This window comes from Escherichia marmotae, from assembly GCF_002900365.1.
In the GTDB taxonomy this organism is placed as follows: domain Bacteria; phylum Pseudomonadota; class Gammaproteobacteria; order Enterobacterales; family Enterobacteriaceae; genus Escherichia; species Escherichia marmotae.
In genome coordinates this window covers 2,013,150-2,034,554 of sequence record NZ_CP025979.1, presented here as the reverse complement: position 1 = coordinate 2,034,554, position 21,405 = coordinate 2,013,150, and the positions used below count along the sequence as shown (strand labels likewise).

Annotated in this window: 23 protein-coding genes and 1 pseudogene; 10 read left to right on the top strand and 14 right to left on the bottom strand. The window is 51.5% G+C overall.

Going from position 1 to position 21,405, the window contains the following annotated elements; all coding sequences use genetic code 11:
• Nucleotides 1–52 precede the first annotated feature (52 nt).
• Nucleotides 53–205: pseudogene (locus C1192_RS10620) on the top strand (type II toxin-antitoxin system RelE/ParE family toxin); the annotation flags it as partial.
• 87 nt (nt 206–292) lie between these two features.
• The gene (gene yajD / locus C1192_RS10615) at nt 293–640 is read left to right on the top strand and encodes an HNH nuclease YajD (protein ID WP_000268400.1); all 348 of its coding nucleotides are present in this window, start codon (nt 293–295) and stop codon (nt 638–640) included.
• Nucleotides 641–678: 38 nt separating this feature from the next.
• On the opposite strand, the gene tsx is transcribed toward yajD, so the two are convergent.
• The gene (gene tsx / locus C1192_RS10610; RefSeq protein WP_038354476.1) at nt 679–1,563 is read right to left on the bottom strand and encodes a nucleoside-specific channel-forming protein Tsx; all 885 of its coding nucleotides are present in this window, start codon (nt 1,561–1,563) and stop codon (nt 679–681) included.
• Nucleotides 1,564–1,860: 297 nt separating this feature from the next.
• Nucleotides 1,861–2,400, bottom strand: a complete 540-nt coding sequence (locus tag C1192_RS10605; protein WP_038354475.1) for a SadB/YajI family lipoprotein — start codon at nt 2,398–2,400, stop codon at nt 1,861–1,863.
• A gap of 149 nt (nt 2,401–2,549) precedes the next feature.
• On the opposite strand from C1192_RS10605, the gene nrdR reads away from it, so the two are divergent.
• The 6 genes from nrdR to pgpA all read left to right on the top strand — a co-directional run bounded on the left by nrdR (nt 2,550) and on the right by pgpA (nt 6,651).
• Entirely contained in the window at nt 2,550–2,999 is a 450-nt protein-coding gene (gene nrdR, locus C1192_RS10600) for a transcriptional regulator NrdR (protein WP_000543535.1), read from the top strand.
• 3 nt (nt 3,000–3,002) lie between these two features.
• On the top strand, nt 3,003–4,106 hold the full coding sequence (gene ribD / locus C1192_RS10595) for a bifunctional diaminohydroxyphosphoribosylaminopyrimidine deaminase/5-amino-6-(5-phosphoribosylamino)uracil reductase RibD (RefSeq protein WP_001150410.1): 1,104 nt from the start codon (nt 3,003–3,005) through the stop codon (nt 4,104–4,106).
• An 87-nt stretch (nt 4,107–4,193) separates the two neighbouring features.
• Nucleotides 4,194–4,664: a 6,7-dimethyl-8-ribityllumazine synthase gene (gene ribH, locus C1192_RS10590; protein ID WP_001021161.1), complete on the top strand. Its 471-nt coding sequence runs from the start codon at nt 4,194–4,196 to the stop codon at nt 4,662–4,664.
• 19 nt (nt 4,665–4,683) lie between these two features.
• Nucleotides 4,684–5,103, top strand: a complete 420-nt coding sequence (gene nusB / locus C1192_RS10585) for a transcription antitermination factor NusB (RefSeq protein WP_038354474.1) — start codon at nt 4,684–4,686, stop codon at nt 5,101–5,103.
• 77 nt (nt 5,104–5,180) lie between these two features.
• Complete coding sequence (gene thiL / locus C1192_RS10580) at nt 5,181–6,158, top strand: thiamine-phosphate kinase (RefSeq protein ID WP_038354473.1); 978 nt, start codon at nt 5,181–5,183, stop codon at nt 6,156–6,158.
• Nucleotides 6,136–6,651 carry a phosphatidylglycerophosphatase A gene (gene pgpA, locus C1192_RS10575; RefSeq protein ID WP_001515886.1) on the top strand — a complete coding sequence of 172 codons (516 nt, stop codon included), beginning with the start codon at nt 6,136–6,138 and terminating at the stop codon, nt 6,649–6,651. Before thiL ends, pgpA begins: the two co-directional genes overlap by 23 nt.
• An 87-nt stretch (nt 6,652–6,738) precedes the next feature.
• On the opposite strand, the gene yajO is transcribed toward pgpA, so the two are convergent.
• From yajO to xseB, 4 genes are all read right to left on the bottom strand, one after another.
• Complete coding sequence (yajO, locus tag C1192_RS10570; RefSeq protein ID WP_001199769.1) at nt 6,739–7,713, bottom strand: 1-deoxyxylulose-5-phosphate synthase YajO; 975 nt, start codon at nt 7,711–7,713, stop codon at nt 6,739–6,741.
• A gap of 256 nt (nt 7,714–7,969) precedes the next feature.
• The gene (dxs, locus tag C1192_RS10565) at nt 7,970–9,832 is read right to left on the bottom strand and encodes a 1-deoxy-D-xylulose-5-phosphate synthase (protein WP_038354472.1); all 1,863 of its coding nucleotides are present in this window, start codon (nt 9,830–9,832) and stop codon (nt 7,970–7,972) included.
• A 24-nt stretch (nt 9,833–9,856) separates the two neighbouring features.
• Nucleotides 9,857–10,756 carry a (2E,6E)-farnesyl diphosphate synthase gene (gene ispA / locus C1192_RS10560; RefSeq protein ID WP_000347244.1) on the bottom strand — a complete coding sequence of 300 codons (900 nt, stop codon included), beginning with the start codon at nt 10,754–10,756 and terminating at the stop codon, nt 9,857–9,859.
• Nucleotides 10,756–10,998 (bottom strand): exodeoxyribonuclease VII small subunit, encoded by a 243-nt coding sequence (gene xseB, locus C1192_RS10555; RefSeq protein ID WP_001124936.1) that lies wholly within the window; start codon nt 10,996–10,998, stop codon nt 10,756–10,758. Before xseB ends, ispA begins: the two co-directional genes overlap by 1 nt.
• A 205-nt stretch (nt 10,999–11,203) precedes the next feature.
• On the opposite strand from xseB, the gene thiI reads away from it, so the two are divergent.
• The gene (thiI, locus tag C1192_RS10550) at nt 11,204–12,652 is read left to right on the top strand and encodes a tRNA uracil 4-sulfurtransferase ThiI (RefSeq protein ID WP_038354471.1); all 1,449 of its coding nucleotides are present in this window, start codon (nt 11,204–11,206) and stop codon (nt 12,650–12,652) included.
• Between the two features lie 52 nt (nt 12,653–12,704).
• On the opposite strand, the gene yajL is transcribed toward thiI, so the two are convergent.
• Entirely contained in the window at nt 12,705–13,295 is a 591-nt protein-coding gene (gene yajL / locus C1192_RS10545) for a protein deglycase YajL (protein ID WP_001276331.1), read from the bottom strand.
• On the bottom strand, nt 13,258–14,169 hold the full coding sequence (panE, locus tag C1192_RS10540; RefSeq protein ID WP_038354470.1) for a 2-dehydropantoate 2-reductase: 912 nt from the start codon (nt 14,167–14,169) through the stop codon (nt 13,258–13,260). Before panE ends, yajL begins: the two co-directional genes overlap by 38 nt.
• A 167-nt stretch (nt 14,170–14,336) precedes the next feature.
• Here panE and yajQ point away from each other — a divergent pair, with 167 nt between their 5' ends.
• Nucleotides 14,337–14,828, top strand: a complete 492-nt coding sequence (gene yajQ, locus C1192_RS10535) for a nucleotide binding protein YajQ (RefSeq protein ID WP_001138904.1) — start codon at nt 14,337–14,339, stop codon at nt 14,826–14,828.
• 138 nt (nt 14,829–14,966) lie between these two features.
• Here yajQ and C1192_RS10530 read toward each other — a convergent pair whose 3' ends face one another.
• From C1192_RS10530 to cyoA, 6 genes are all read right to left on the bottom strand, one after another.
• On the bottom strand, nt 14,967–16,331 hold the full coding sequence (locus tag C1192_RS10530) for an MFS transporter (RefSeq protein ID WP_038354469.1): 1,365 nt from the start codon (nt 16,329–16,331) through the stop codon (nt 14,967–14,969).
• 149 nt (nt 16,332–16,480) lie between these two features.
• The gene (gene cyoE / locus C1192_RS10525) at nt 16,481–17,371 is read right to left on the bottom strand and encodes a heme o synthase (RefSeq protein ID WP_000971348.1); all 891 of its coding nucleotides are present in this window, start codon (nt 17,369–17,371) and stop codon (nt 16,481–16,483) included.
• 11 nt (nt 17,372–17,382) lie between these two features.
• A complete protein-coding gene (locus tag C1192_RS10520; RefSeq protein WP_000019804.1) occupies nt 17,383–17,712 on the bottom strand; it encodes a cytochrome o ubiquinol oxidase subunit IV in 330 nt (109 codons plus the stop codon).
• Nucleotides 17,712–18,326: a cytochrome o ubiquinol oxidase subunit III gene (locus C1192_RS10515; RefSeq protein WP_000179822.1), complete on the bottom strand. Its 615-nt coding sequence runs from the start codon at nt 18,324–18,326 to the stop codon at nt 17,712–17,714. The genes C1192_RS10520 and C1192_RS10515 overlap by 1 nt, the downstream gene beginning before the upstream one ends.
• Nucleotides 18,316–20,307 (bottom strand): cytochrome o ubiquinol oxidase subunit I, encoded by a 1,992-nt coding sequence (cyoB, locus tag C1192_RS10510; RefSeq protein WP_000467192.1) that lies wholly within the window; start codon nt 20,305–20,307, stop codon nt 18,316–18,318. Before cyoB ends, C1192_RS10515 begins: the two co-directional genes overlap by 11 nt.
• 21 nt (nt 20,308–20,328) lie before the next feature.
• The gene (gene cyoA / locus C1192_RS10505; RefSeq protein ID WP_038354468.1) at nt 20,329–21,276 is read right to left on the bottom strand and encodes a cytochrome o ubiquinol oxidase subunit II; all 948 of its coding nucleotides are present in this window, start codon (nt 21,274–21,276) and stop codon (nt 20,329–20,331) included.
• Nucleotides 21,277–21,405 lie beyond the last annotated feature (129 nt).

Below are 21,405 nucleotides of genomic sequence, written 5' to 3'. Positions count from 1 at the left end.
TGGAGATCGCTTATGCGCAAAATTACCTTAGTAAGCGTTGGCGAATAACTAGAAAATGCCCGGGATAGGGCAAGACTATGATGCGGTTCCAGAGGTAAAGAATATCGCATTTAGGTTTCATACTGTTTATTACGTTATAAGAGTAGATGACATTCTCATTGCGCGTATTCTTCATCAGCAGATGGAACCTCGCCGTCACTGGTAATGTGAGAATTTATTTACTCAGGATTGCGAAAATCCCTACATCTTGGGAAACTGCGCGTAACCCTACATTTCTTCCAGGTAATTTATTATGGCTGTCATCCCCAAAAACTATGCGCGGTTAGAAAGCGGTTATCGTGAAAAGGCGCTGAAACTCTATCCGTGGGTGTGTGGACGTTGTTCCCGCGAGTTTGTCTATTCCAACCTGCGTGAGCTAACTGTGCACCATATTGATCACGACCATACCAACAACCCGGAAGATGGTAGTAACTGGGAATTACTGTGTCTTTATTGCCACGATCATGAACATTCGAAATATACCGAGGCAGATCAGTATGGTACGAGCGTTATTGCAGGGGAAGATGCGCAGAAAGATGTTGGCGAAGCGAAATACAATCCGTTCGCTGATTTAAAAGCGATGATGAACAAGAAGAAGTGATAAAAAAATGCCGGATACAAGATCCGGCATTTTCATAATCAGAAGTTGTAACCTACTACCAGGTAACCACCCCAACCGGTAGAGCGAACGTTGAAGTTGCCGTTACCGAAGTTCAGTTCTGCATCGTCGTTCCACTGACCACCGTCATGCCAATAACGCGCGACGACAGAGTAGTGCCAGTGATCATAGTTCAGCGCCAGAATATGGCTGGAAGCGATAGAGTTATTGCTACGCGTTTTAATACCGTTGATTGCGTTACCGCTGTCATCACCCAGATCGGAGCCCCAGTCGAAGTTGGTGAAACCGATGTAGCTCAACTGGCCGCCCCACAGATCGGTAATCGGCACAAAGTATTTCACTTTAAAACGGTAGCCGTCCCACTCGTTTTCGTTCGCTGCGCCGTAGTTCTGCCACTGGTATTTCGCATACACGTTCAGGGACAGGCTCATCGGCAGGCCAGTATCGATGTCCGTACCCAGACCCATATACCAGGTGCTCTGGCGACCATCTTTGTTACGGCCCATGTCGTAGATGTAGTTGTTCGCGAAGTACCACTCTTTGAACGGACCGAAGCTGAGATCGGTATTAGTCAGTTTGTCGATGGAGAAACGCGGTTCGATTTCCATAAACAGCGGAGAACCGTGGTTCCAGATACCTTTTGCATCGGAGTTACCGCCGAAGAATACCGGCGCATCCGCGTAACCATAGAAGTCGAACCAGTCTTTTTTAGCGAATGCTTCGTACTCCAGGTAGGTATCGTTGCGGATCTGCGGTCCGAAACGGGTGTGATAGCTTCCGACAACGTTAACGCTCTGGTGCCACCAGTCGGAAAGGTACTGCGGTTTGTCGTTTTCAGCTGCGTTGATAGTAAAAGACGAAGAGAGCGCCAGTACCGCACCGGCTGCCAGTAATGTTTTTTTCATATGTATGCCACTGTTTGAAAATCCCTTACGGGAGTGAAAAAGGCGCAAATTGAGTTTCTAAATATTTCGTATACAGAGGAGCCTATTATAAAAATCATTGCTCACAAAAATATGTTTCGTTTCACAGTTCTATCATTTACGTAATCGATTGCGTTCACGTTTACACACATTCGGGCGGGGATTGTACTGACTTTCACCTTTGTTGCAAACTTTTACTATCAATCCGGGTGATGTAAGCGGAATAACAAAATGATGGGGAAAGATGTTGCGGGACACACAAAATGCCCCGCGAAACGTTTACTGCATAACAGGTTGAATGTCGTGGATGCGTATAAAGCCTAACTGATCCACTGAAATGCCATTTAACTGTAACGGAATATCAACATCACTGGGCGCGAGGACACTGGCAGGGGCGTTAATCAATTGATTCTGCACATTGAGCTCCTGAAAGTTGTCAATTGTTCCCTGAATTTTCCCATATTCAACGGTTCCGCTGAACGCGGGTAAGGGATCATTGGATTCGCCCTGAATACGCAGCGTCAGCGTAGTGCCATCTGCATTTGGCGTAATATTCACCAGCGACATACGTAAGGTGCCGATCTGGCTTTCCAGACGCGCTGGTGTCTTTGCTCCCGGCAGAAGGTAAACCCCACTGCTGGATTGTGCATTCAGCCTGTTTTGCTGAGTGATTTTGACGGTCTCTTTATTGAGTTGCGTCATCTCTTGATTCAGCGTGCTGACGCTTTGTTTCATCTGTCGTACTTCGCTTTGCTGTACACAGGCGCTTAAGCTGAACAGGCTTCCCAGCAAGAGCAGTCGAAAAACGTGAGTGTTCATGCTTGTCCCTTTCTTGTCGCAATTAGCCTAATGGTAGAGGGAAAAAGCAGCGAAAACATCGATCCTTTGTCTCAAAAGCGTTGCGCCTTTGTTGTATCGTCAGTTCAGGGTAAAATAGATTTCTGTTAACCACCTGGTCAGGATGCCGTATGCATTGCCCATTCTGTTTCGCCGTGGACACTAAGGTTATTGACTCTCGTCTCGTGGGCGAGGGTTCATCCGTACGCCGCCGTCGGCAGTGTCTGGTGTGTAATGAACGTTTCACCACGTTTGAAGTGGCGGAACTGGTTATGCCACGCGTTGTTAAAAGCAACGACGTGCGCGAACCGTTTAATGAAGAAAAATTGCGTAGCGGAATGCTGCGGGCGCTGGAAAAACGTCCGGTAAGTTCCGATGACGTCGAAATGGCGATTAACCATATAAAGTCACAGCTCCGCGCCACCGGTGAGCGCGAGGTGCCGAGCAAGATGATTGGCAATCTGGTGATGGAGCAATTGAAAAAACTCGATAAAGTCGCCTATATCCGTTTTGCCTCTGTCTATCGCAGTTTCGAAGATATCAAAGAATTTGGCGAAGAGATCGCGCGCCTGGAGGACTAAACCGTGCAGGATGAGTATTACATGGCGCGGGCGCTAAAGCTGGCGCAACGAGGACGTTTCACCACGCATCCCAATCCGAATGTCGGATGCGTCATTGTCAAAGATGGCGAAATTGTCGGTGAAGGTTATCATCACCGTGCGGGTGAACCACATGCCGAGGTACACGCGTTGCGCATGGCGGGTGAAAAAGCCAAAGGTGCAACTGCGTATGTGACACTCGAACCTTGTAGCCATCATGGTCGTACACCACCGTGCTGTGATGCGCTAATTGCTGCTGGTGTGGCGCGTGTGGTTGCCGCAATGCAGGATCCTAACCCGCAGGTCGCAGGGCGTGGACTTTATCGTCTGCAACAAGCAGGGATTGACGTCAGCCACGGCCTGATGATGAGCGAAGCCGAGCCGTTGAATAAAGGCTTTCTTAAGCGGATGCGCACTGGCTTTCCTTATATCCAACTGAAACTTGGCGCGTCGCTTGATGGCCGCACGGCGATGGCCAACGGCGAAAGCCAGTGGATCACTTCACCCCAGGCGCGTCGCGATGTTCAGCGTTTGCGTGCGCAAAGTCATGCCATTTTAACCAGCAGCGCCACGGTGCTGGCGGACGATCCGGCTTTAACGGTGCGTTGGTCTGAACTGGATGAACAAACTCAGGCGCTTTATCCGCAACAAAATCTACGCCAGCCGGTACGCATTGTGATTGATAGCCAAAATCGCGTAACGCCGGAACATCGCATTGTGCAGCAGCCGGGTGAAACCTGGTTCGCGCGCACTCAGGATGATTCTCGTGAATGGCCGGAAACGGTGCGCACCTTGCTGATTCCAGAACATAAAGGTCATCTGGATCTGGTTGTGCTGATGATGCAACTGGGTAAACAGCAAATTAACAGCATCTGGGTGGAAGCGGGGCCAACGCTCGCAGGAGCACTGCTACAGGCGGGTTTAGTCGATGAACTGATTGTCTATATCGCACCTAAACTATTAGGCAGTGACGCCCGCGGATTATGTACGCTGCCGGGGCTTGAGAAATTAGCCGACGCGCCCCAATTTAAATTCAAAGAGATACGTCATGTAGGCCCGGATGTTTGCCTGCATTTAGTGGGCGCATGATCTCCCGGCTCGAAAGGGAAGCAGCGCACGAAATATTATGCTAAAATCCGCCCCCTGCGGGGCCATACTCGAACCCGAAGGAAAAAAATGAACATTATTGAAGCTAACGTTGCTACCCCGGACGCTCGCGTCGCCATCACCATTGCGCGTTTCAACAACTTTATCAATGACAGCCTGCTGGAAGGTGCGATTGACGCACTGAAACGTATCGGTCAGGTAAAAGATGAAAACATTACCGTTGTTTGGGTGCCTGGTGCCTATGAGCTGCCGCTGGCGGCAGGTGCACTGGCAAAAACCGGTAAATACGACGCGGTGATTGCGTTGGGAACCGTTATTCGTGGTGGCACTGCCCACTTTGAATATGTCGCTGGCGGTGCAAGCAACGGCCTGGCGCATGTTGCCCAGGACAGCGAAATTCCGGTTGCTTTTGGTGTGTTGACCACCGAAAGCATTGAACAAGCGATCGAACGTGCTGGCACCAAAGCTGGTAACAAAGGTGCAGAAGCTGCACTGACCGCGCTTGAAATGATTAATGTATTGAAAGCCATCAAGGCCTGAAATTAGTAAGGGGAAATCCGTGAAACCTGCTGCTCGTCGCCGCGCTCGTGAGTGTGCCGTCCAGGCGCTCTACTCTTGGCAGTTGTCCCAGAACGACATCGCTGATGTTGAATACCAGTTCCTGGCTGAACAGGATGTAAAAGACGTTGACATCCTGTACTTCCGTGAGCTGCTGGCCGGGGTGGCGACTAACACCGCATACCTCGACGGACTGATGAAGCCATATCTGTCTCGCCTGCTGGAAGAGCTGGGCCAGGTAGAAAAAGCGGTACTGCGCATTGCACTGTACGAGCTGTCTAAACGTAGCGATGTGCCGTACAAAGTGGCTATTAACGAAGCGATCAAGCTGGCGAAATCGTTCGGCGCAGAAGACAGCCATAAGTTCGTCAACGGTGTACTCGATAAAGCAGCACCTGTGATTCGCCCTAACAAAAAGTGATATCCAGGCCGGTAGAGTAACGGAAAACAGTTCCGCACTCGCCGGCCTTTTCTTTTTTACCTGCTGAGGCGTAACGTATGGCATGTGGCGAGTTCTCCCTGATTGCCCGTTATTTTGACCGAGTAAGAAGCTCTCGTCTTGATGTCGAACTTGGCATCGGTGACGATTGTGCACTTCTCAATATCCCCGAGAAACAGACCCTGGCAATCAGCACTGATACGCTGGTGGCGGGTAACCATTTCCTCCCTGACATCGATCCTGCTGATCTGGCGTATAAAGCACTGGCGGTAAACTTAAGCGATCTGGCGGCGATGGGTGCCGATCCAGCCTGGCTGACGCTGGCATTGACTTTACCGAACGTGGACGAAGCGTGGCTTGAATCCTTCAGCGACAGTCTTTTCGAGCTCCTCAATTATTACGATATGCAGCTCATTGGCGGCGATACCACGCGTGGACCGCTATCAATGACGTTGGGTATCCACGGCTTTGTCCCGATGGGACGAGCTTTAACGCGCTCAGGTGCGAAACCGGGTGACTGGATCTATGTGACCGGTACGCCGGGCGATAGCGCCGCCGGGCTGGCGATTTTGCAAAACCGTTTGCAGGTTGCAGATGCTAAAGATGCGGAGTATTTAATAAAACGTCATCTCCGCCCATCGCCGCGTATTTTACAGGGGCAGGCACTGCGCGATCTGGCGAGTTCAGCCATCGATCTCTCTGACGGTCTGATCTCCGATCTCGGGCATATCGTGAAAGCCAGCGACTGCGGCGCACGAATTGATCTGACATTGTTGCCATTCTCTGACGCACTTTCACGTCATGTTGAACCGGAACAGGCGCTGCGTTGGGCGCTCTCTGGTGGCGAAGATTATGAGTTGTGCTTTACTGTGCCGGAGCTTAACCGTGGCGCGCTGGATGTTGCTCTGGGGCACCTGGGCGTACCGTTTACTTGTATCGGGCAAATGACCGCCGATATCGAAGGGCTTTGTTTTGTGCGTGACGGCGAATCTGTCACGGTTGACTGGAAAGGATATGACCATTTTGCCACGCCATAAAGATGTCGCGAAAAGTCGCCTGAAGATGAGTAACCCGTGGCACTTGTTGGCTACGGGGTTTGGGAGTGGGTTAAGCCCGATTGTTCCAGGTACGATGGGCTCGCTGGCGGCGATCCCCTTCTGGTATCTGATGACTTTTTTGCCCTGGCAACTCTACTCACTGGTGGTAATGCTGGGGATCTGCATCGGCGTCTATCTTTGCCATCAGACGGCGAAAGATATGGGTGTGCACGATCACGGCAGTATCGTCTGGGATGAGTTTATCGGCATGTGGATCACCCTGATGGCGCTGCCGACCAATGACTGGCAGTGGGTCGCTGCCGGGTTTGTCATTTTCCGGATTCTGGATATGTGGAAACCGTGGCCGATCCGCTGGTTTGATCGCAATGTGCATGGTGGCATGGGGATCATGATCGACGATATTGTCGCCGGAGTGATTTCCGCTGGAATACTCTATTTTATCGGCCATCACTGGCCGATGGGTATTCTGTAGCAGGCCGGGTAAGGCGTTCACGCTGCATCCGGCGGTTGTGCGCGATGTCTGATATGACGCTTGCCGCGTCTTATCAGACCTGCATACCTATTTAAATCCCACTATCGGATGTGGTTTATATGGCGTTTCCAGCTCGGCAATTTGTTCCGGCTTCAACGTGATATCCACCGCATTCAGTAACTCATCTAGCTGTTCTTCCCGCGAAGTTCCGATAATCGGTGCGGCAATGCCGGGTTTGCTCAATAGCCATGCCAGTGCGACTTGTGCCCGCGTAACGCCCAGTTCTTCACTTACACCGGCTAAACGGGCAGCTATTTGCGCGTCATTCTCATCGCTTTCTTTATAGAGATTTTTTCCCACTTCGTCAGAAACCAGTCGTGCAGTGGTTTCACCCCACGGACGCGTCAGACGGCCCCGTGCCAGCGGGCTCCACGGAATAACCGCCACGCCTTCCTGATAACACAGCGGCAGCATCTCGCGCTCTTCTTCACGATAAATCAGATTATAGTGATCCTGCATACTGACAAACTGCGCCCAGCCGTGCTGTTTTTGCAGTTCCAACGCCTGAGCAAACTGGGAGGCGTACATTGATGACGCGCCGATATAACGCGCTTTTCCGGCTTTTACGACGTCGTTCAGGGCTTCAAGCGTCTCTTCAATCGGCGTGTTGTAATCCCAGCGATGAATTTGCAGGATATCGACATAATCCATGCCGAGACGACGCAGGCTGTCGTCAATAGAGCGCAAAATTTGCGTGCGGGATAATCCTTCTGGTAAGTCACCGACACGATGGAAAACTTTTGTCGCGACGACCACGTCATCGCGACGGGCGAAATCCCGCAATGCGCGACCGACGATCTCTTCGCTGCTGCCATCGGAATAGCTATTCGCGGTATCAAAAAAGTTAATGCCGCCCTCAAGGGCGCGTTTGATTATTGGGCGACTGCTTTCTTCCGGCAGCGTCCATGCGTGATTACCGCGATCTGGCTCGCCAAAGGTCATACAGCCGAGGCAAAGTCGGGAAACGCGAAGGTCGGTTTTCCCTAAGAGGTTGTATTGCATGCTGCCACTCCCGTTATACTCGTCATACTTCAAGTTGCATGTGCTGCGGCTGCAAGTTATTCGGCCCATCCATGGCCTCACCCTTAACAGGGCCGCTGCAAACAGCGTTCAAATCCGCTCCATGCGGATTTGTCGTTCACCCCAGTCACTTACTTATGTAAGCTCCTGGGGCTTCACTCGTTTGCCGCCTTCCTGCAACTCGAATTATTTAGAGTCTATGAACAATCTTTTAAGCATAGCAGGAGTGGAGTAGGGATTATGCCAGCCAGGCTTTGATTTTGGCTTCCATTCCGGCGGCATCGAGGCCGAGCTCGGCGCGCATTTCTTCCTGCGTTCCTTGTGGAATAAAGAAGTCCGGTAGGCCAATATTCAGCACTGGCACCGGTTTACGATGTGCCATCAATACTTCGTTCACGCCGCTGCCTGCGCCGCCCATAATGGCGTTCTCTTCAACGGTGACCAGCGCCTCATGGCTGGCGGCCATCTCCAGAATTAACGCTTCATCAAGCGGCTTCACAAAACGCATATCGACCAGCGTAGCATTTAGCGATTCAGCGACTTTCACCGCTTCCTGCATCAAAGTACCAAAGTTGAGGATCGCCAGTTTTTCACCGCGACGCTTCACGATACCTTTACCAATCGGCAGTTTTTCCAGCGGCGTCAGTTCCACGCCAACTGCATTGCCGCGCGGGTAACGCACCGCTGACGGGCCATCGTTGTAGTGGTAACCGGTGTAAAGCATTTGGCGACATTCGTTTTCATCGCTTGGGGTCATAATGACCATTTCCGGGATGCAGCGCAGGAAGGAGAGATCAAAAGCCCCCTGGTGGGTTTGACCATCAGCACCAACAATGCCCGCGCGGTCGATGGCGAACAGAACCGGTAGCTTTTGAATTGCGACGTCATGCAGCACCTGATCGTAGGCGCGTTGCAGGAAGGTGGAGTAAATAGCCACGATCGGTTTGTACCCGCCAATCGCCAGACCAGCGGCAAAAGTCACCGCGTGTTGCTCAGCGATTGCCACGTCAAAGTAGCGATCCGGGAATTTCCGTGAAAACTCGACCATGCCGGAACCTTCACGCATCGCCGGCGTAATCGCCATCAGCTTGTTGTCTTTCGCTGCCGTTTCGCACAACCAGTCGCCAAAGATTTTTGAATAGCTCGGCAGACCGCCGCTGCTTTTGGGCAGGCAACCGCTGGACGGGTCAAATTTAGGCACGGCGTGGAAAGTGATTGGGTCTTTTTCTGCTGGTTCATAACCACGACCTTTTTTGGTCATGATATGCAGGAACTGCGGGCCTTTCAGGTCGCGCATATTTTTTAGCGTGGTGATAAGCCCCAGCACGTCGTGACCGTCAACCGGGCCGATGTAGTTAAAGCCCAGCTCTTCAAACAGCGTGCCAGGCACTACCATGCCTTTAATATGTTCTTCAGTGCGTTTGAGCAGTTCTTTAATTGGCGGCACGCCAGAGAAGACTTTTTTACCGCCTTCGCGCAGTGATGAGTAAAGTTTACCGGAAAGTAGCTGTGCCAGATGGTTGTTGAGCGCGCCGACATTTTCGGAAATCGACATTTCGTTGTCGTTGAGGATCACCAGCATATCAGGACGAATATCGCCCGCATGGTTCATCGCTTCAAACGCCATGCCTGCGGTAATCGCGCCGTCGCCAATTACGCAGACGGTGTGGCGATCCTTACCTTCTTTCTCGGCAGCCACCGCAATACCGATTCCGGCACTGATGGAGGTTGATGAATGCCCGACGCTTAACACGTCATATTCGCTTTCGCCGCGCCACGGGAACGGGTGTAGGCCGCCTTTCTGGCGGATAGTACCGATTTTGTCGCGGCGTCCGGTTAAAATTTTATGCGGATAAGCCTGATGCCCCACATCCCAGATTAACTGGTCAAATGGAGTGTTATAGACATAGTGCAGCGCCACGGTCAGTTCGACCGTGCCCAGCCCAGAGGCGAAGTGTCCGCTGGAACGGCTCACGCTGTCGAGTAAATAACGGCGCAGTTCGTCGCAGAGTTTCGGTAAACTCTCTTTTGGTAGCAGTCGCAACTCCTGGGTGGAGTCGACCAGTGCCAGGGTCGGGTATTTGGCAATATCAAAACTCATCAGAGGCCTATTAATACTTATTGTTTATTTATTACGCTGGATAATGTAGTCCGCTAGCGCTTCCAGTGCCGAGGTATCGAGCGACTGTTCAGCCAGTTGTTTCAGCGACTGGCGAGCATCGTCGATAAGATCTCTGGCTTTCTTCCGGGCTTGCTCAAGTCCCAGAAGTGCAGGGTAAGTACTTTTGCCAAGCTGCTGGTCGGCACCCTGACGTTTACCCAACGTTGCAGTATCTCCCACCACATCCAGGATGTCATCCTGAACCTGGAAGGCAAGACCGATGCTCTCTGCATACTTGTCGAGTATTGGCAGGGCATGACGTCCTTTATCTCCGGCGCTTAACGCACCAAGACGAACGGCGGCACGAATTAACGCACCTGTTTTATGACGATGAATACGTTCAAGTGCGTCCAGAGGTACGTGTTTGCCTTCCGCGTCTAAATCTAACGCCTGGCCGCCACACATTCCGGCAATACCGCTGGCATTTGCCAGTTCTGAAATCATCGCGATTCTGTCACGGTCTGAAACTTCTGGCATATCCGCATCGCTTAAAATCGAGAATGCTAACGTTTGTAAAGCATCCCCGGCGAGGATGGCGTTCGCTTCGCCAAACTTCACATGACAGGTGGGTAAACCACGACGTAAATCGTCATCATCCATTGCCGGTAGATCATCATGAATTAATGAGTAAGCGTGGATACACTCTACGGCTGCTGCTGGTGCGTCCAAAGTATTCAGACTTACGCCGAGCATTTGACCAGTAGCATAAACCAGGAAAGGTCGCAGGCGCTTACCACCTAATAATGCGCCATACTGCATGGTTTCTACCACGGGAGTGTTCTGAAAGGGCAGTGGGGCGATAAAACGGCTCAGCGCCTGGTTGGCCTGCTTAACGCAGGCTTCGAGTTGCTGCGGAAAGTCCATTACTCATTGTCCGGTGTAAAAGGTGTTGGAGAGGCGTCTTCGTTGTCAGACAGCAGGATCTGTACGCGCTGTTCGGCTTGTTGTAATTTGGCCTGCCCCTGACGTGCAAGCTGCACGCCACGTTCGAACTCATTCAGTGCCTCTTCCAGCGGCAGGTCGCCACTTTCCAGACGGGTCACAATCTGTTCCAGCTCGCTTAGCGCCTTTTCAAAGCTGGCGGGCGCCTCATTTTTCTTCGGCATAATGAATGTCTGACTCTCAATATTTTACGCCCCGTCATGGTAACGGACTCAGGGCAAATAGCAAATAACGCGCAATGGTAAGGTGATATGCGCAGCAAAGCGATGTTAGTGGTATACTTCCACGCCTGGATGCAGCCGCAGGTGTGGGCTGCTGTATTTTTCCCCAAACAAGTCGCTTAAGACTTGCCAAAGAACCATTGCCGCCATGAAGTTTATCATTAAATTGTTCCCGGAAATCACCATCAAGAGCCAATCTGTGCGCTTGCGCTTTATAAAAATCCTTACCGGGAATATTCGTAACGTTTTAAAGCACTATGATGAGACGCTCGCAGTTGTCCGTCACTGGGATAACATCGAAGTTCGCGCGAAAGATGAAAACCAGCGTCTGGCAATTCGCGACGCTTTGACCCGCATTCCGGGTATCCACCATATTCTCGAAGTCGAAGACGTGCCGTTTACCGACATGCACGATATTTTCGAGAAAGCGTTGGTTCAGTACCGTGACCAACTGGAAGGTAAGACCTTCTGTGTACGCGTGAAGCGTCGCGGTAAGCACGATTTTAGCTCGATTGATGTGGAACGTTACGTCGGCGGTGGCTTGAATCAACATATTGAATCCGCTCGCGTGAAGCTGACTAACCCGGATGTGACTGTCCATCTGGAAGTGGAAGACGATCGTCTGCTGCTGATCAAAGGCCGCTACGAAGGTATTGGTGGTTTCCCGATAGGCACCCAGGAAGATGTGCTGTCGCTGATCTCTGGTGGTTTCGACTCTGGCGTTTCCAGTTATATGCTGATGCGCCGCGGTTGCCGTGTGCATTACTGCTTCTTTAACCTCGGCGGCGCGGCACACGAAATTGGTGTTCGTCAGGTGGCACATTATCTGTGGAATCGCTTTGGCAGCTCTCACCGCGTGCGTGTTGTCGCCATTAACTTCGAACCGGTAGTCGGTGAAATTCTTGAGAAAATCGACGACGGTCAGATGGGCGTCATTCTCAAACGTATGATGGTGCGAGCCGCATCTAAAGTGGCTGAGCGTTACGGCGTACAGGCGCTGGTGACCGGCGAGGCGTTGGGCCAGGTGTCCAGTCAGACGCTGACCAACCTGCGTCTGATTGATAACGTTTCTGACACGCTAATCCTGCGTCCGCTGATCTCTTACGACAAAGAGCACATCATTAACCTTGCTCGTCAGATTGGCACTGAAGACTTTGCCCGCACGATGCCGGAATATTGCGGCGTGATCTCCAAAAGCCCGACGGTGAAAGCGGTTAAGTCGAAGATTGAAGCGGAAGAAGAGAAGTTCGACTTCAGCATTCTCGACAAAGTGGTTGAGGAAGCGAATAACGTTGATATTCGCGAAATCGCCCAGCAGACCGAGCAGGAAGTGGTGGAAGTGGAAACCGTCAATGGCTTCGGCCCGAATGACGTGATCCTCGATATTCGCTCTATCGATGAACAGGAAGATAAACCGCTGAAAGTCGAAGGGATCGATGTAGTTTCCCTGCCGTTCTACAAATTGAGCACTAAATTTGGCGATCTCGACCAGAGCAAAACCTGGCTGTTGTGGTGTGAGCGCGGGGTGATGAGCCGCTTGCAGGCGCTCTATCTGCGCGAGCAGGGCTTTAAGAATGTGAAAGTGTATCGCCCGTAATTATTGGTATTTACGTCGCATCTGGCCAGATGCGACGCTTACCGCATCGACATTACTCGTAATAATTATAAATCCCTGCCGCCATCACCAGTTGTGATGCGACTTCATGGGCTTTCTCGCGCCCAACCAGCAGGTCGATAATTTTCAGACCAAAATCAATAGCCGTGCCTGGCCCCTGGCTGGTCAGCAATTTTACGCGTGCGTCCCAGACGACGCGCTTGTCTTGCCATTGTTCTGCGGGAATTTTATCTTTCAGCGTCGGGAAACCGGTCATATTGCCAATCGGGAAGATGTCGTGCGGCACCAACACCGTGGCTGGCACAGCACAAATCGCCGCAACGATACGCCCGGAACGGTGGAACTGTTTAACCGTTTCGACCAGTAGGGTGCTGTCACGAAAACACTCTGCACCTTTGATCCCACCAGGCAGTACAATCACATCATATTCGCCATCGGCCACTTCGACCAGCGGCGCATCCGCCAGCAGCTTCACGCCGCGCGAGCAGGTAATTGCCAGGTTGCCATCGCTGGCGACGCTGGCAGTAGTGACATTAATGCCACCGCGAACCAACAGGTCGATAGTGGTGACCGCTTCAGTCTCTTCACTACCAGGGGCGAGGCAAACCAGTGCCGATGCGCTCATATTCACTCTCCTTTCTTTTTACCATTTCAAACAGGCGGGTGTTTTCCGGTACAGCAATCCCATGCGCGCGGGCACGACGTAGCAGAAAACCGTTGATATAGTCGATTTCTGTATGGCGCAACGCGCGAATATCCTGCAGCATCGACGAGATGTTTTCTGCCGTAGCATCAATCACCTGCATCACATAATCACGCAGATCTTCCGCAGAAGTATGATGCCCTTCGCGTTCAATCACCGCCGCAACTTCTTCGCATATCTGCATAATTTCTTGCGGATGATGACGTAATTCGCCATTCGGGCAATTCCAGATGGCAGTCAGCGGATTAATCACACAGTTAACCGCCAGTTTTCGCCACAGCTCGGCGCGAATATTGTTATGCCAGGCGACGTCAGGTAAAACGGTTTGCAAAATATCTGCCAGATAGCTGTAATCACCATCCTGTTGACGCGCCGGGCCTGTATGAGTAATACCGCTTGCCACGTGAATGATGACGTTGCCGTCGCGGCGCGCTGCATGGGTGGTCGTGCCCATCAGTAAAGGTTGCTCAATGTTCTGTAACTCTTCAATGGTGCCCATGCCGTTGTGGATCAGCAAAATTGGCGTGGTTACAGGTAGTGTTGATGCCAGACTTTTGACGGCATCAGACACCTGCCAGGCTTTCAACGTCACCAGTAACAGATCGCTGGTGGCCAGAAAATCTGGATCATTGGCGGTCAGAGATTCGTTAAATATCGAACCGTCTGTTTCAACCAGATTCACGCTACAGTACGGTTGTGGCACCCGCAGCCAGCCCTGAACTTCGTGGCCCTGTTTGCAAAGTGCTGTAAGCCATAATTGCCCTAAGGCACCGCATCCCAATACGGTAATTTTCATTGTTTCTCCTCACCCGCAACCACACCGGGTGTTCAATAAGGCTATCCCTTAATTGTGCATGGTGTTGTGACCATGCACAATTAAGGGATGCGTCCTGGCGCAGGACTGTCTGTTATTTAACTTTGCAGGTATTATGCTTCGCATCAAAAATGAAGGGAGAGAAAAAGATGCCATCTTTCGATATTGTCTCTGAAGTTGATCTTCAGGAAGCGCGTAACGCGGTCGATAACGCGAGTCGCGAAGTAGAGTCTCGTTTTGACTTCCGTAACGTTGAAGCGTCGTTTGAGCTGAACGATGCCAGCAAAACCATTAAAGTGTTGAGCGAGTCCGATTTCCAGGTCAATCAGTTGCTGGACATTCTGCGTGCCAAATTGCTGAAACGCGGCATTGAAGGCAGCTCGCTTGATGTACCGGAAAATATCGTTCATAGCGGTAAAACCTGGTTTGTGGAAGCGAAACTGAAGCAGGGCATTGAGAGCGCGACCCAGAAGAAAATCGTCAAGATGATCAAAGACAGCAAACTGAAAGTGCAGGCGCAAATTCAGGGTGATGAGATCCGTGTTACTGGTAAATCTCGTGACGATTTGCAGGCAGTGATGGCGATGGTGCGTGGTGGCGATCTCGGCCAGCCATTCCAGTTCAAAAATTTCCGCGATTAATCGCGATAACATACGCTTTGTTCATGCCGGCTGCGGCGTGAATGCCTTTTCTGGCCTACAAAAGTTTGTGAATTCAAAAGATTGCTGCAACTTTGTAGGCCAGATAAGCATAGCGCATCAGGCAATTTCGCCTCGTTTTTATGCCTGACGAATTGCCTGTTCAACCTCAAAGCGATTCGTCACTTTGCTGTCGATTTTCACGTAGGCTGAATGTTCTTCTTCTGCAATCAACACTTCTTTGACGCCTGCGGTTTCCTGTAAACGCACTTTTAACGCCTCGTTTGCGGCAATATCCGCCGGGATTTCAATGCGCAAACTGCTGACATACGGCGGTTCTTTCATGGTACTGGCGACTGCCAGCCACACTGCTGCCAGCATTGCGCCCGCGAGAAATACGCCCTGGCCGTCAAACATGCCGTCAATCCAGCCGCCGAGCGAACCGCCAATCGCCACGCCAAGAAACTGGCTGGTGGAGTAAACGCCCATCGCCGTACCTTTGTAACCTGCTGGCGACTCTTTACTGATAAGCGAGGGCAAGAGGGCTTCCATCAGGTTAAACGCCACAAAGAAAAGCTGCACGCCGACCACCAGTTGCCAGAACTGCGTTTGCGCGTTCCACAGCACGATTTCCGCAACCACGATCAGCCCGACGCAGAAGACAAAGACTTGCTTCATCTTACGCTTAACTTCAGCGTAGATAATGAAAGGCACGACAGAGCCAAAGGCGATTAACATCGTTGCCAGATAGACTTTCCAATGTTCCGCTGCCGGAAAACCCGTGCCAGCAAGTTGCCCAGGAAGAGCGACAAACGTCGACATCAGTAGCATGTGCAGACACATAATGCCAAAGTTGAGTTTCAGTAGTCGCGGTTCTGCCAGCACTTTGCTGAAACTGCCTTTCACCATCCCGGACTCACGATTAAGTACGTGCGTGCTGCTGTTGGGTACAACCCAAATGGTCAACGCAATGCCGGTCGTTGCCAGAATAGCGATCATCCAGAACAGCGCATGTAGCTCAAGTTTGTGAGTGATAATTGGGCCAAGCACCATCGCAATGGCGAAGGTAATGCCAAAGCTAACGCCGATAAACGCCATCGCTTTGGTACGGTTTTGTTCGCGGGTGAGATCGGACAGCAACGCCATAACGGCAGCGGCAATTGCACCGGAACCTTGTAACGCCCGGCCCAGAATAATTCCCCAGATGGAGTCAGAGAGCGCGGCGATAACGCTACCGGCGACAAATACGGCTAACCCGCCGACAATTAATGGCTTGCGACCAATGCGGTCAGAAAGCAGGCCAAACGGAATCTGAAAAACGGCCTGAGTCAGACCGTAAATGCCAATCGCAATACCGATCAACGCTTCGCTGGCGCCTTGCAGAGCCATACCATACGTGGTCAGAACCGGCAGAACCATAAACATGCCCAGCATGCGCAATGAAAATACGATCCCTAAACCCCAGGTCGCGCGCCGCTCACCTGGCGTCATTTTATAATCGTTCATTACCACCTCTATTTTAAATTCGCGACTAGTGTAAAGCGGTAAACGAATGGGGTAAACAAGCGGATTTTTTAGTAAATATTTCGTGGGGGATATGTTTCTAATGCTAAGAAAAAAGGTGCCGTAGCACCTTTTTTAACAGGGATGTTGCGTTACCAGACGGCAGCCAGCAGCGTATGCGAGTCCGGCACCATAAAATCAATGGACATCATTACCGAGAGAGCAGTGATGGCGATGATCGAGAAGCCGAACAGTTTACGCGCCCAGACTCTGTCATCAGCGACTTTATAACCGCGCAGGGCCATACCTAACCACCAGACGCTAACTGCCGCGGCGACCACCAGATATTTATACCCTGCGTAACCGCCGAGAGAGAGCATCAGTGTGGCAACGGCAAAGGCGATGATGTACAGCGTGATGTGATTCTTCGCCACGGAAATGCCTTTCACTACCGGCAGTACCGGAATGTTTGCCGCCTGATAATCTTTAAAGCGGAAAATGGCGATAGCATAAGAGTGAGGCATTTGCCACAGGCTGAAGATAGCCAGCAGAATCGCTGCGCCACTATCGAAATCACCGGTCACTGCACAATAGCCAATCACCGGCGGCGCAGCGCCGGAGAGAGAACCAATCAACGTGCCGTAGACCGAGTGGCGTTTCATGTACAGGCTATAAACGCCGACATAAACCACAAAGCCCATTACCCCCAGCCAGCAGGCCAGCGGATTCGCGCCAAACCACAGCAGCATAAAGCCAGCAATACCCAGCACGGTGGCGTACACCAGCGAGACAGCAGGAGAGATCAGGCCTTTAACCAGCACCCGGTTCTTCGTCCTTTCCATCTTTCTGTCGATATCCCTGTCGATGTAGTTGTTAAACACACAACCCGACGCCACAACCAGTGACACCCCAACCAACGTGTAGATAAACAGGGGATAATCAATGCTGCCCTTTGAGGCCAGCAGGAATCCCCCAATCACCGAGATCAGGTTGCCAAAGATGATGCCTGGTTTCGTTACTTGCAGGTATTGCTTAAACATCATAACCGCCGCTCTTAGTGCATCATCATGTTGTAGTTGAGGTTCCACATAATCCAGATGGAGCCTACAACCAGAATAGCGATGATTAGCACGGTGAAGACAAACGCCGTCATGTTCCAGCCTTCATCTGATTTGGTATTCATGTGCAGGAAGCACACCAGATGCACCAGAACCTGTACCACTGCCATTGCCAGGATCGTTCCCAGAATTACGGCTGGGGAGGCAGTTCCTGTCATTACCATCCAGAACGGGATCACCGTCAGGATTATCGACAGGATAAAGCCTGTCATGTAGGTTTTTACGCTGCCATGGGACGCGCCGCCGCTCACGTTAGAATGACTCATTACATCGCCCCCATCAGATAAACAACAGTGAACACACAGATCCACACCACATCGAGGAAGTGCCAGAACAGACTCAGACACATGATGCGGGTACGGTTAGTGCTGGTCAGGCCGCGACGCGCGATTTGCACCATCAGCACCGCCATCCAGATAAGACCGGAAGTGACGTGCAGACCGTGCGTACCCACTAGCGCAAAGAACGCTGACAGGAAGCCGCTGCGATCCGGGCCCATGTCGTTAACAATCAGGTGATGGAATTCATAGAGTTCCATCCCGATAAATCCAGCACCAAACAACCAGGTCAACGCCAGCCAGGAGATAACCTGGCTTTTGTTGTTTTTGTACATGGCGATAGCCGCCATGCCGTAGGTGATGGAGCTGAACAACAGCAAGAAAGTTTCAACCAGAACGAACGGCAGTTCGAAAATGTCCTTACCTGTCGGGCCGCCTGCGGTGCCGTTCACCAGAACGGCATAGGTAGCAAACAAGATAGAAAACAGAATGCAGTCGCTCATCAGGTAGATCCAAAATCCGAAGATTTTGGTTCCGCCTGCATCGTGGTGCCCGTGTTCGTGCGCGTGGGCAGTCGCGTGCGTCAAAGTATCAGTTGCCATTTTTCAGCCCTGCCTTAGTAATCTCATCGAAATGCTGATTTTCCAGTTTTTCGATTTCTGCCACCGGCACGTAGTAATCCACGTCCTCGTCGAAGCTTTTCACGATCCAGGTGATGATCATGCCTGCGAAGCCAACAATCGCCAGCCACCAGATATGCCAGATCATGGCGAAACCGAAGATGGTGGAGAAAGCAGCGATGACGATACCGGCGCCGCTGTTTTTCGGCATATGAATTTCTTCATAGTGGTCAGGCTTTTTGTACGCTTCGCCTTTCTCTTTCATTTCCCAGAATGCATCACGCTCGTGAACGTGCGGCACAACGGCAAAGTTATAGAACGGAGGCGGGGAAGAGGTTGCCCACTCCAGCGTGCGGCCACCCCACGGGTCGCCAGTCAGATCACGGTTCTGATCGCGGTCGCGAATAGAGACGTACATCTGAATCACGAGGCAGAGAATACCCAGCGCAATCAGTACCGCACCGCTGGCTGCAATCATCAGCATCGTGTGGAACTGCGGGTCAATCTGCTGGCTCAAACGACGGGTCATGCCCATGAAGCCCAGCGCGTACAGCGGCATAAAGGCAACGAAGAAGCCGATAATCCAGAACCAGAACGCGCGTTTACCCCAGGTCTCGTTCAGTTTGAAACCGAACGCTTTAGGCCACCAGTAGGTCATCCCTGCGAAGCAGCCGAAGACCACGCCGCCGATGATAACGTTATGGAAGTGTGCAATCAGGAACAGGCTGTTATGCAGAACGAAGTCTGCGCCCGGTACTGCCAGCAGCACGCCAGTCATACCGCCCACTGAGAAGGTGACGATAAAACCGATGGTCCACAGCATCGCAGAATGGAACACGATGCGACCCTGATACATGGTGAACAGCCAGTTGAAGATCTTCACCCCGGTCGGGATGGCGATAATCATCGTGGTGATACCGAAGAAGGCATTTACGTTCGCGCCCGCACCCATCGTAAAGAAGTGGTGCAGCCAGACGATGAACGACAGCACGGTAATACAGACAGTCGCCCATACCAGCGAGGTATAACCAAACAGACGTTTACGCGAGAAGGTCGCTGCAATTTCGGAGAACACACCGAAAACAGGCAGGATCAGGATGTAAACTTCCGGGTGTCCCCATGCCCAAATCAGGTTGATGTACATCATCATGTTGCCACCCATATCGTTGGTAAAGAAATGGGTGCCCAGATAGCGATCCAGGGTTAGCAACGCGACGGTAACCGTCAGAATTGGGAAGGAGGCGATAATCAGAATGTTTGCGCACAGTGATGCCCAGGTAAATACCGGCATCTTGAACATGGTCATGCCCGGTGCACGCATCTTCAGAATGGTAACGAAGAAGTTAATACCGGTTAGCGTCGTACCTATACCGGATAGCTGGAGACTCCATATCCAGTAATCGACACCGACTCCCGGACTGTACTCTATTCCCGATAGCGGTGGATAGGCCAGCCAGCCAGTCTGCGCGAATTCGCCCACGCCGAGAGAAACGTTAACCAGAATCACACCAACAACGGTAAACCAGAAGCTTAAGTTGTTGAGGAACGGGAACGCAACGTCACGCGCGCCAATTTGCAGCGGAACCACCAGGTTCATCAGACCGATAACGAAAGGCATCGCCACGAAGAAGATCATAATCACACCGTGAGCGGTGAAAACTTGATCATAGTGGTGTGGCGGCAGGAAGCCTGCTTCGCCAGCCGAGGCCAGTGCCTGTTGACTACGCATCATAATGGCATCTGCAAAACCACGCAGCAGCATCACAATCGCTACGATGATATACATGATACCAAGGCGTTTATGGTCGACAGAGGTCAGCCACTCTTTCCACAGGTAGGTCCACTTACCGAAGTAAGTGATCAGGCCAACGAGCGCCAGACCTCCCAAAATAATGCCAGCGATCGTAACCATGATGATAGGTTCATGGAACGGGACTGCATCAAGTGTTAATTTTCCGAACATCTTTATTCTTCCTCAACCCCTTTAATGGGCGGATTCCGCGTGGCTCATGTCCATGCCTTCCATACCTTCGTGTGCGCTGTGCTCACCTTCGGGCTGAGTCATGTCCATGCTCTTACCGTGAGCCATAAACTTGTTAATCACATCGGCAAACAAGTCGGGTTTCACGTTGGAGAAATATTCCACCTGGTTGTATTCGCTAGGCGCAGCCAGTTTTTCGAAGGTGGCCATGTCAGACACGGTTTTCGTCGACTGTTTTGCTTTTGCGACCCATTGGTCGAATGCGGCACGATCCGGTGTGGCGATAGCGTTGAACTTCATGCCGGAGAAGCCCTGACCGCTATAGCTGGCGGAAATACCGTCATAAGTACCGGGTTCGTTGGCGATCAGATGCAAGCGAGTCTGCATACCGGCCATGGCATAAATCTGGCTACCCAGACGCGGAATAAAGAAGGAGTTCATCACGGAGTTGGAGGTCACTTTGAAGTACACCGGAGTGTTCGCCGGGAAAGCGATTTCATTCACGGTAGCAATGCCCTGTTCCGGGTAGATGAAGAACCATTTCCAGTCCATGGAAACCACTTCGATGGTAATGGGCTTCTCGTCGTGTGCCAGCGGCTTGCTAGGCTCAAGAGCGTGAGTGGTTTTCCAGGTCAATACCGCAAGGAAGATGATGATTAAGATTGGCACCGTCCAGACCACAGCTTCCACTTTATTGGAGTGTGACCAGTTCGGGCTGTACTTAGCATCTTTATTGCTCGCACGGTACTTCCAGGCGAAACCAACAGCCATCAAGATTGCGGGAATAACGACAATCAACATCAGGCCAAATGCCGTCAGTATCAGCGAACGTTGCTCCAGACCAATCTGTCCTTTGGGATCTAACAGCGCAGAATTACAGCCACTGAGCAATACAGAGCCTGCAAATAATGACAACCATCCCAAACTTTTATTGTATTTCCTGAGTCTCATTTAACGACCTCAATTCCACGGGATCTGGTGGCGTTTAAAGTGTGTGGGCATTTTACGGGAAGGTTACATTACTGTAAACATGATTAAATTACTGTTACTTGAATTTGGCTCGTAGGTCACATATGTTGC

Excerpts from the sequence above, each read along its gene's own strand:
- thiI (WP_038354471.1), top strand. The coding sequence starts at position 11,204 with ATGAAGTTTATCATTAAATTGTTCCCGGAAATCACCATCAAGAGCCAA.
- dxs (WP_038354472.1), bottom strand. The coding sequence starts at position 9,832 with ATGAGTTTTGATATTGCCAAATACCCGACCCTGGCACTGGTCGACTCC.
- tsx (WP_038354476.1), bottom strand. The coding sequence starts at position 1,563 with ATGAAAAAAACATTACTGGCAGCCGGTGCGGTACTGGCGCTCTCTTCG.
- ribH (WP_001021161.1), top strand. The coding sequence starts at position 4,194 with ATGAACATTATTGAAGCTAACGTTGCTACCCCGGACGCTCGCGTCGCC.
- yajQ (WP_001138904.1), top strand. The coding sequence starts at position 14,337 with ATGCCATCTTTCGATATTGTCTCTGAAGTTGATCTTCAGGAAGCGCGT.
- C1192_RS10530 (WP_038354469.1), bottom strand. The coding sequence starts at position 16,331 with ATGAACGATTATAAAATGACGCCAGGTGAGCGGCGCGCGACCTGGGGT.
- yajO (WP_001199769.1), bottom strand. The coding sequence starts at position 7,713 with ATGCAATACAACCTCTTAGGGAAAACCGACCTTCGCGTTTCCCGACTT.
- ispA (WP_000347244.1), bottom strand. The coding sequence starts at position 10,756 with ATGGACTTTCCGCAGCAACTCGAAGCCTGCGTTAAGCAGGCCAACCAG.
- pgpA (WP_001515886.1), top strand. The coding sequence starts at position 6,136 with ATGACCATTTTGCCACGCCATAAAGATGTCGCGAAAAGTCGCCTGAAG.
- C1192_RS10520 (WP_000019804.1), bottom strand. The coding sequence starts at position 17,712 with ATGAGTCATTCTAACGTGAGCGGCGGCGCGTCCCATGGCAGCGTAAAA.
- cyoE (WP_000971348.1), bottom strand. The coding sequence starts at position 17,371 with ATGATGTTTAAGCAATACCTGCAAGTAACGAAACCAGGCATCATCTTT.
- yajD (WP_000268400.1), top strand. The coding sequence starts at position 293 with ATGGCTGTCATCCCCAAAAACTATGCGCGGTTAGAAAGCGGTTATCGT.
- thiL (WP_038354473.1), top strand. The coding sequence starts at position 5,181 with ATGGCATGTGGCGAGTTCTCCCTGATTGCCCGTTATTTTGACCGAGTA.
- panE (WP_038354470.1), bottom strand. The coding sequence starts at position 14,169 with ATGAAAATTACCGTATTGGGATGCGGTGCCTTAGGGCAATTATGGCTT.
- nrdR (WP_000543535.1), top strand. The coding sequence starts at position 2,550 with ATGCATTGCCCATTCTGTTTCGCCGTGGACACTAAGGTTATTGACTCT.
- C1192_RS10605 (WP_038354475.1), bottom strand. The coding sequence starts at position 2,400 with ATGAACACTCACGTTTTTCGACTGCTCTTGCTGGGAAGCCTGTTCAGC.
- C1192_RS10515 (WP_000179822.1), bottom strand. The coding sequence starts at position 18,326 with ATGGCAACTGATACTTTGACGCACGCGACTGCCCACGCGCACGAACAC.
- yajL (WP_001276331.1), bottom strand. The coding sequence starts at position 13,295 with ATGAGCGCATCGGCACTGGTTTGCCTCGCCCCTGGTAGTGAAGAGACT.
- cyoA (WP_038354468.1), bottom strand. The coding sequence starts at position 21,276 with ATGAGACTCAGGAAATACAATAAAAGTTTGGGATGGTTGTCATTATTT.
- xseB (WP_001124936.1), bottom strand. The coding sequence starts at position 10,998 with ATGCCGAAGAAAAATGAGGCGCCCGCCAGCTTTGAAAAGGCGCTAAGC.
- cyoB (WP_000467192.1), bottom strand. The coding sequence starts at position 20,307 with ATGTTCGGAAAATTAACACTTGATGCAGTCCCGTTCCATGAACCTATC.